Annotated in this window: 7 protein-coding genes and 1 pseudogene; all 8 read left to right on the top strand. The window is 60.6% G+C overall.

Annotated elements, in window-relative coordinates; translation table 11 throughout:
* Nucleotides 1-221: pseudogene (locus tag GZ093_RS18920) on the top strand (mechanosensitive ion channel family protein); the annotation flags it as partial.
* A gap of 593 nt (nucleotides 222-814) precedes the next feature.
* Nucleotides 815-3,091 carry a glucosylglycerol-phosphate synthase gene (ggpS, locus tag GZ093_RS18915; protein WP_296489088.1) on the top strand — a complete coding sequence of 759 codons (2,277 nt, stop codon included), beginning with the start codon at nucleotides 815-817 and terminating at the stop codon, nucleotides 3,089-3,091.
* Between the two features lie 43 nt (nucleotides 3,092-3,134).
* Complete coding sequence (locus tag GZ093_RS18910; protein ID WP_296489086.1) at nucleotides 3,135-3,587, top strand: SH3 domain-containing protein; 453 nt, start codon at nucleotides 3,135-3,137, stop codon at nucleotides 3,585-3,587.
* Between the two features lie 32 nt (nucleotides 3,588-3,619).
* Complete coding sequence (locus GZ093_RS18905; RefSeq protein WP_296489084.1) at nucleotides 3,620-4,498, top strand: carbohydrate kinase family protein; 879 nt, start codon at nucleotides 3,620-3,622, stop codon at nucleotides 4,496-4,498.
* Nucleotides 4,486-5,760 carry a hypothetical protein gene (locus GZ093_RS18900; RefSeq protein WP_296489081.1) on the top strand — a complete coding sequence of 425 codons (1,275 nt, stop codon included), beginning with the start codon at nucleotides 4,486-4,488 and terminating at the stop codon, nucleotides 5,758-5,760. Before GZ093_RS18905 ends, GZ093_RS18900 begins: the two co-directional genes overlap by 13 nt.
* Complete coding sequence (locus GZ093_RS18895) at nucleotides 5,757-6,614, top strand: PIG-L family deacetylase (RefSeq protein ID WP_296489078.1); 858 nt, start codon at nucleotides 5,757-5,759, stop codon at nucleotides 6,612-6,614. The genes GZ093_RS18900 and GZ093_RS18895 overlap by 4 nt, the downstream gene beginning before the upstream one ends.
* Nucleotides 6,604-7,617, top strand: a complete 1,014-nt coding sequence (locus tag GZ093_RS18890; RefSeq protein WP_296489076.1) for an SIS domain-containing protein — start codon at nucleotides 6,604-6,606, stop codon at nucleotides 7,615-7,617. The genes GZ093_RS18895 and GZ093_RS18890 overlap by 11 nt, the downstream gene beginning before the upstream one ends.
* 75 nt (nucleotides 7,618-7,692) lie before the next feature.
* A partial coding sequence (locus tag GZ093_RS18885) for a mechanosensitive ion channel family protein (RefSeq protein WP_296489072.1) occupies nucleotides 7,693-8,657 on the top strand: 965 nt, incomplete at its 3' end.

The following is an 8,657-nucleotide window of genomic DNA, read 5'->3' as shown; positions in this document are numbered from 1 at the left end:
AGGGTTTCGGCGCTTTTTCTCTTGATTTTGAGGCGGTCTACTATGTGTTGAAGCCAGACTACAACGTCTTCATGGATGTGCAGCAGGCGATCAATCTGCAATTGGTGCGCCGCTTTGCCGAACACGGTATTGAGTTTGCCTTCCCGACCCAGACGCTGTACCTCAATCGGACCGCGTCTCAAGTCAAGCCGGCCAACGCGCTCGCGTCAAAAGCTCAATAATTTCAAGCCTTTTAGGGCTCTAGCCCGCGTGGAGTATTATTAAGTAGCTACTAATAGTGTAGCTAAATGGTCGTCTGCTGACGTTGGATGTTGCGCGTTGCGATGCACCCCGAGCACACCATCGGTCCGGTTCAGGCCGGGTGGACGCTGTGGTCTTGGTAGTCAGGCAGGCGCTGGGCGACCTCACGTGCCCAATTGGCGCGCGCAGGAGCGAGTTGCCGCTACCCGATCGGAGGGTGTTTTGCTTTTTTGGGCAATGCCGTCGGGTGCTAGCGATGACATTCCAATGATTGACTTGATTTGATGTCCTTGACTTGGCAGCGACAAAAGTCGATAATTAAATTTGTACAAATGTAATAATTTGGCGCGGCCAGTAACTGCAACGGTGAGTGAATTGGACACGTCGCTGGCGTTGCTTCCCCTCAATAAAAAAATCCCTGGCGCCAGTTGCGTCGACTTGGGCATTGGGGGCGCGAGCCCGAGACGAGCTGCTGGCACAACGCGCGTTTCCATGCCTCGCTTGGCCTTTCACAACTCGCCGAGCCCATTGGCCCACGGCAACAACCGGGCGACTCCCCGAAAGGAAATTGAGCTTGAATTTGAGAAACCAACAACCACGTATCACCCCCAAAACGGCCAGCAATCTGGTCTTGGCCACTGACTTGGACGGCACCTTGCTGGCTGGCACGCAAACGATGCGACGCCGGATACGTGAATTATTCAGTGGCGGGCTGCCAGGCGCCAAGCTCATTTACGTCACCGGTCGGGGTCTCGAGTCAATCATCCCCTTGCTCAGCGACTCCACACTGCCGCAGCCAGACTACATCATTGCCGACGTGGGGGCGACGATTTTGCACGGCGATTTGCGGCCGGTTGATCCACTGCACCACGACATCGCTGCGCGCTGGCCTGGCGCGCAAGTCGTGCTGCAACAACTCGCCCGCTTTCCGGCCTTGCAGCGCCAGACCGTGCCGCAGGAACGGCGCTGCTCGTTCTTTATGAGCGAGGGTGGCATTACCGATGAATTGCGGGCTGCGGTTGAAGAACTCGACTGTGATCTGCTGTGGTCAGCAGGCCGTTACCTCGACGTCTTGCCGCGTGGGGTCAGCAAGGGCGCTGCACTGAGTGGCCTCGCCAAAGCTGAAGGCTTTGACCTTGAAACCGTCATCGTGGCGGGCGACACACTGAACGATCTTTCCATGTATGCGACCGGCTTTCGAGGCATCGTCGTCGGCGGTGCCGAACCCGCGCTGGTGGAGCGGGTGCGCAAGATGGCGCGTGTATTTATCGCTGAAGACGAAGGATGCGGCGGCATTTTGGCGGGGCTGGCGCACCACGGCACGGAAGTTGAAAGCTCTCCCAAGGCACAACGCCGCATGGACGAGCGCGGCGTGGCTGATCTGGTGATGGTTTACCACCGGCCTCCGTTCGACGAGGTGCTGGAAGACGGTGTGGTCAAACACAAGCGGCCCAAGAGCCCGAACGGCATCATCCCGACACTGCTGGGGTTTTTTGCGGGCGCGCGCAAAGGGTCCTGGGTGGCCTGGTCGATGCAGGCCAGTCGCGCGCCTGAAGGCTTCGTTCGCCATGTGCCGGTTGATGCCAAACGCTATCCGAAATTGAACGTGGCGCGGATTGCGCTGACCGAAGATGACGTGGATATCTTCTACAAGAAGTTCTCAAAAGAAGCTTTTTGGCCGATCATTTTCTCGTTCCCGGACAAAGCCGAGTTTTGCCAGGCACACTGGGAACGCTACCTGGAAGTCAACCGAATCTTCGCCGAGCAGACTGCGTGTGAGGCGGCTGAAGGCGCGGTGGTCTGGATCCATGATTACAACCTGTGGATGGTGCCGGCGTTCTTGCGCCCGCTGCGACCCGACCTGCGCATCGCGTTCTTTCACCATACGGCGTTTCCGTCGAGCGACGTGTTCAACATTCTGCCGTGGCGGCGCGAGATCATTGGCAGCCTGCTGCAGTGCGATTACGTTGGTTTTCATATTCCGCGCTATGTCGAAAATTTTGTCGATGCCGTGCGCTCGTACACACCGCTCGACGTGCTTCAAACGGTGGCCTGTGCGCCGCGCTTTGTCACCTACGGCTGCGCGCTGGGCGTCGACACCATGACCTCGGTCATTGAGGTTGCGGGGCGCCGTGTGACGCTGGGTGCGCATCCGGTCGGTATCGATGTTGGGCTGATCGAGCAAATTGTCAAAAAACCAGCCGTGCAGAAGAAGGTCGCCCGCATCGAGACGCTGTTGCATGGTGTCAAGGGCATCATCTCGATCGAGCGGCTCGACTACGTGAAAGGTTCGTTGGAGAAGTTGCAGGCCTTTGAGCGATTGCTTGAAGAGCACCCGGAATTGATTGGTGGTGTGACCTTGCTCAACATCATCACACCCGCCGCGCCGGGGATGGAGATTTACGAATCTCTGCGCACGAAGGTTGATCGGATTGTGGGCCGCATCAATGGCCGCTTCTCAACCCTGGAATGGACGCCGGTGCGTTATTTCTACCGCTCCTTGCCGTATGAGGATGTGGTCGCGCATTACGCGGCCTGCGACGTGGCGTGGATTACGCCGCTGCGCGATGGGCTCAACCTCGTCACCAAAGAATTCGTCGCCACCAAAAAAGCCACCGGAACCGCTGGCGTGCTGATTCTCTCGGAATTTGCGGGCGCGGCCGTCGAGTTGCATGGCGCGCTGCTGACTAACCCCTACGACGCGAATTCGATGTCAAAAATACTGCATCAGGCACTCACCATGGGGGCGGACGAGACAGCCTACCGCTGTCAGCGCATGGCCGCCATCGTGGCCGACAACGATGTGGTGCGTTGGGGTGATGAATTCATGCGTGCAGTGCAGCAAGCCTAGCTTCACCCCTGGCTTTTACTTAAATTTTTAATATCGGAGTCTCATGTTTAGCTTGAAATACCTGTTCACATTGTTGGTCGCGTTGATTTCATTGGTGTTTGCCCCTGCGTTGCAGGCCAGGGACATGGTGAGTGTGGCCAAGTCCGAGATCAATATGCGAACAGGCGCAAGTACGCGCCATTCGGTGGTCTGGGCGCTGAGCACGGGCTATCCGCTGGAAGTGACCGCACGCAAGGGCAAATGGCTCAAGGTGCGCGACTTCGAAAAGGATACCGGGTGGGTGTACCGCCCGCTGGTCAACAAAAAGCCGCATGTGATTGTGAAGTCCAGCGTGGCGAATGTGCGCAGTACGCCCAGCACCGGTGGTCGAATTCTTGGCAAGGCTCCCTACGGGGAAGTGCTGCGCACGCTGGAGCACCGCAATAACTGGGTCAAGGTACAACGCGACGGTGGACTCAAGGGCTGGATAGCGAAGCGCTTGGTCTGGGGCTGGTGAGCGCGTTGGGCAGAGAAAAGGGGGATCCGTCGATGACCGACCTCGTCGTCATCGGTTTGGCCTACTTTGAAGTTTTCGTGCCGCCGCACGTGCGCCCGCCGCCGGGTGAGGAGCTGTTTATTGACGGCATCCAACTGGCCCTGGGCGGCGCACTTAACACCGCTACGGTGGCCGCGGCGCTTGGGCTTCGGGTGACGCTGTGTGTCCCGATGGGTCATGGCATTGTGGATCAGGCGGTGGCACTGCTGGCGCAGCGCTTGGGTATCACTTTGGCGCCTCTCCCCGCGCGGGACAACCCTGCCATTTCGCTGGTCTTCTCTGATGCAAACGACCGCGCGTTTGTCAGCACCGCAGAGCTCGATGTGCTGGTCAGCGTCAAGCGTCTGCCCGCGAGCGCCTGGGTGCATGTGCCGGGCCTGGAAGAGGCCGCTCGTCTTGGCGGGCCGCTGGCCCTGGCGCGACAAGACGGCGCGCGCATTTCGGTCAGCGGCAGTTGGAGTCCGCGCCAGCTCAGCGTCCTGGCCGAGCGCAAAGAGAATGCATGGGATCTGCTGGTGCTCAATGAAAAAGAGGCGCAGGCCGCCTGCGGCGACGTTGCCGCCGCGCCGCAAGTCCTGGCCCAAGCGGCGCACTCGGTGCTCGTGACCTTGGGTGCCCAGGGGGTTGTCGGCGTACTGAACGCGGTGCCCGTGCGCGTGCCTGCACTGCCGGTGAAAGTGGTCGATGCCACCGGGGCGGGTGATGCATTTTGCGCGGGTGTGATCGCCGGCCTGGTGCGCGGTCTGACGCCCGAGGCAAGCGTGCGACTCGGCACCCGTACCGCAGCAAAAATTTTGAACCAAATCGGTGGGCTGGTCACAAAACCCGGCCTGATGGCCGATTTAGCCAATGAGTGCTTATGGAAACCTTGACTATTCTGGGTGGTGGCAGCGCCTATACCCCTGGTCTGCTGCAAGCCCTGATTGCCCATGCCGGCGAATTGCCGCTCAAAACCGTGCGCTTGTACGACACGGATGCCCGCCATTTGGCCATCGTCGCACGCTTGAGCAGGGCGATGGCCCGGCACGCCGACGCGTTCAAAGTTGAAGTGGCTGACACGCTGGAAGCCGCGATACAGGGCGCTGATCTGGTTTTGAACTCAACCCGGCCCGGCGGTCTGGCTGCACGCCGCATTGACGAGACACTGCCGCTGGAGTTTGGTATTCCCGGTCAGGAAACGGTGGGCCCAGGTGGCTTCTTTTTTGCGCTGCGCTCCGTGCCGCAGGCCTTGCGCGTAGCCGCCACGATGCAAGCCCTGGCACCGCAGGCCGTCCTGCTGAATTACACCAACCCAAGCAATATCGTGACCCAGGCCTTGGTGGATTGGGGTGGCGTGAATGTCATTGGCATGTGCGACCAGTCCGACGAAGACCTGCAGGCCATCTGCCATGCGCTGGGTCGCCTGCAGCGCTATGCGTTTCGCTGCAACGGCCTCAACCACGCGACCTGGTACAAGGACATTTTCATTGACGGCGCGCCGTTAAGCGACATTCCCGAGTTGCTGGCGGCACCAACCGACTACGACGAAGAGCACAAGCTGCGCTTCGAATTTTCGCTGGCGATGGCCCGCGAAAACCCCGGCTATTGGCCAAACTCCTATCTGCCCTACTATCTGTTCCCGGATGCCTTTGTCGCCCAGGCACGCCGTGTTGGGCCGCGCAGCGATGTGGTGGCAGCGTCGCTCGATAAATATTATGCGCACTTCGAGGCTGAGGGAAAGAGCGCGACGCCGCAGCTGCGCATTTACCGTGGTTCGGCCGGTTTTGGCGACCTGGCGGTGACTGTGATCCGGGCGCTGGCGTCAAGCACGACGCACGAACTGGTACTCAACCTGCCCAATCAAGGTGCCACATCGGCGTTTGCAGCGGACACTGTCATTGAGACGCGCGTGCGTGTGTCGCGCGCCGGGATCGAGCGCACGGCCGCGCCGGCGTTGCCCGGCTCTTTTACCGGTCTGGCTGCGCAACTGGAGCGCTACCAAAGGCTCACTGCCCGCGCCGCCGCCGGGGGCAGCCGCGAGGCGCTGGTGGCGGCGCTCGCCGCGAATCCACTCGTGGGCCAGGTATCCGTGGCCGCGCGCATGCTGGAGCGGGCCCAGGCTATCTACGGCACTTTGTTGCCGGCCTGCGCATGAGCACGCTGCCCCTGCTGACGCGTTTCGACTGGAATGAGTTCGAGCGCGTGGTCATCTTGTCGCCGCATCTGGACGACGCTGCCTTGAGTTGCGGCGGTTTGCTGCATGCCCTGCGTGACCGGGTCTCGACCCTGGTGGTGAGTATTTGTTGCGGCAGCTTGCGCGTCGTCAATGCTGACGGCAGCAGCAAGATATCAACCCGACGCGGCCATGTGAGTTCGCGCGCCCGACGGCGCGAAGATATCGCGGCCATGCACTCGGTCGACACCGATTTTGTCCACCTCAGTTTTGCCGATGGCATCTACCGCCGCAGCCCTCTGACCGGGCGGCTCATCTACCGCAACGCGCGTGAGCGCTGGGTGTTGCCTCGCATTGAAGACCTGGCGCACGTCGAAGAGCTTTACCTGGTGCTGCGCCGCCTCTGCCTGGACCTGGGCCGCATCCTGCTGCTCAGTCCGATGGGCATCGGGCATCATGTAGACCATCAGATCGCCGCCCAGGTGGCCGTGCGCATGGCGGCCACCAATGCGGGCGCTGAGCTGCTGTTTTATGAAGATTTCCCCTACGTGGCCGACCCGCACATGGGTCGCGGCGACGACGACGACCCAGCGCAGGCGCTGAAGCGGCTGCACTTGGCCGCGGGCCAGCGCTTGGTGCTACCGGTCGATGTGACGGCCAAGATGGCGCTGCTGCGTCACTACGCCAGCCAGGTGCCTGCCCTGTTCGACAACGACGACGGCATGCGCGCGCGCATCGCGGGCCATTTGCACGGCCCCGTGCCCTGCGAGTATTACTGGCAGGCATTGCCGCCGCAGGTCATTTACACCCCTAAGGAGAATCTACATGTTGAATAGCACCATGGCCAAAGAGGCCCGTCAGGCACCTCAGGTGCTGCGCTTTGAGGCCACGCGGTGGCAGAGCGAGGCCAACGCCATTCGCCGACTGGTGGCTGACCGTCCCACCTCGGTGCTGCTGGGGCGGGGCAGTTCGGGCAATGTCTGCACCTTTGCCGCCTACTTGTTTGGGCTGCAGACGGGTCGCCCGCCGATTGAGTTCCGCCCTTGGCTGACGACTCAGCCGCTGCCTGATGCCGACTGGTCTGATGCCGTCGTGTACGCGTTTTCTTATTCCGGCAAATCGACCGACATTGCTGCTAGCGCCGAGTGGTTGCGCGCGCGCGGTGCGCTGGTGGTGGCTGTGACCGAGGCCGGTTTTTCCAACGCCCAGCTGTTGCAACCCGCACACCACGTGATTCGTCTGGGCTGCGGGCCGGAGCTGGCGGTGCCCGCCACCAAAAGTGTGATCGCACAGCTTTTCATCGCCGCAGCCCTGGCCGGTTATGACATCACGCAAGCGGCCGAACAGACCGCGGCCAACCTGCTTCGCATTGACGCGGCCGGTGTGCCGGATCAAGTGGCCACTTTTCTGGCAGGTGCGCGCACGGTCACCTGGCTGGCGCGTGGGCCTTCCATCGGCGGGGCGCTGGATGCTGCGCTCAAGTTGCAGGAAAGCGTCGGCGTGCCGGCCTTTGCTTACTCGACAGCCGAGTATTTGCATGGCCCGATTGCGGCGGCCAACCCGCAGGACCGGGTGGTGATTTTCTCAGGCGCAGACGAACCCATGGAAAGCAAGCAAGCCGTCAGCACCGCCTTGCTGGCGCGTGGTGTGCCATTTATTTGTTTGGGGTGCGACCAGACCCTTGACGCACAATTGCCGCTGCCGTTTCCTGAGGCGCGCTGGGCGCGCACGGCCTTGCTGGCTTTCATTGCACAACTCACGTGCGCCACCCTGGCCGAGCGTTGCGGTATAGATCCGGACCAACATCCGTCGCTGCGCAAGGTCACGCAGACGCATTGAGAGATATTTTTGCGCGCCATTGGCGTGTGTTGCTGACAGCCAATTTATATTGAATCGCTCTTGAATTTGACAACGATGTTTCGAAAACTGATAGCCGAAAATACCACCCAAGATTGGGTTTTTGCACTACTTGCCGCCGTGGGCTTCATGCTGCTGCTGCATTTTTTGCGCAAGCTCGTCTTGCACCATCTGCAGCGCATCGCCAAGACCACCGAGACGGTGATTGACGACTTCCTAATCGAAGTGCTGTCGGCCACGCGCATCTTGCTGGTTGGCGCCACCGGCTTGTACCTGGGCACGCATTTCTTGACGCTGCCTGCGGCGCTTGAAAAATTCGCTGACCGCGCCTTGGTTACCGTCATCATTTTGCAGGTTGGCTTCTGGTTCAGCCGGGGGCTGGTTTTCTGGCTGAAACACCGCTTCTCGCAAGGCGAAAAGGAGGACGAAGGTGCGCGCGCCATGACCTTGTCGCTGCTGTCCTTCCTGGGCCGGGTCGTGGTCTGGGTGTTGGTGCTGCTGTTGATGCTCGACAACCTGGGTCTCAACGTGACGGCGCTGGTCACCAGCTTGGGCATTGGCGGTATTGCGGTGGCCTTGGCGGTGCAAAACATCCTGGGCGACCTGTTCGCCTCGCTGTCCATCGCCATCGACAAGCCGTTTGTCATCGGCGACTTCATCATTGTGGATGACATGATGGGTAGCGTGGAGCACGTTGGACTGAAGACCACCCGCATTCGCAGCCTGAGCGGCGAGCAGATCATTTTTTCCAACAATGACCTGCTCAAGAGCCGCATCCGCAACTACAAGCGCATGCAGGAGCGCCGAGCCCTGTTTGCCATCGGCGTGACCTACGACACCGCGGCGGAGAAGTTGGAGCAGATACCGGCGCTGGTTCAGCAGGCCATTGAGGCACAAGGCGACGCCCGCTTTGACCGCGCTCATTTCAAGGGTTTCGGCGCTTTTTCTCTTGATTTTGAGGCGGTCTACTATGTGTTGAAGCCAGACTACAACGTCTTCATGGATGTGCAGCAGGCGATCAA

Source organism: Rhodoferax sp., assembly GCF_010365055.1.
Classification (GTDB): Bacteria; Pseudomonadota; Gammaproteobacteria; order Burkholderiales; family Burkholderiaceae_C; genus Rhodoferax.
This window is presented reverse-complemented; position numbering and strand designations above follow the sequence as displayed.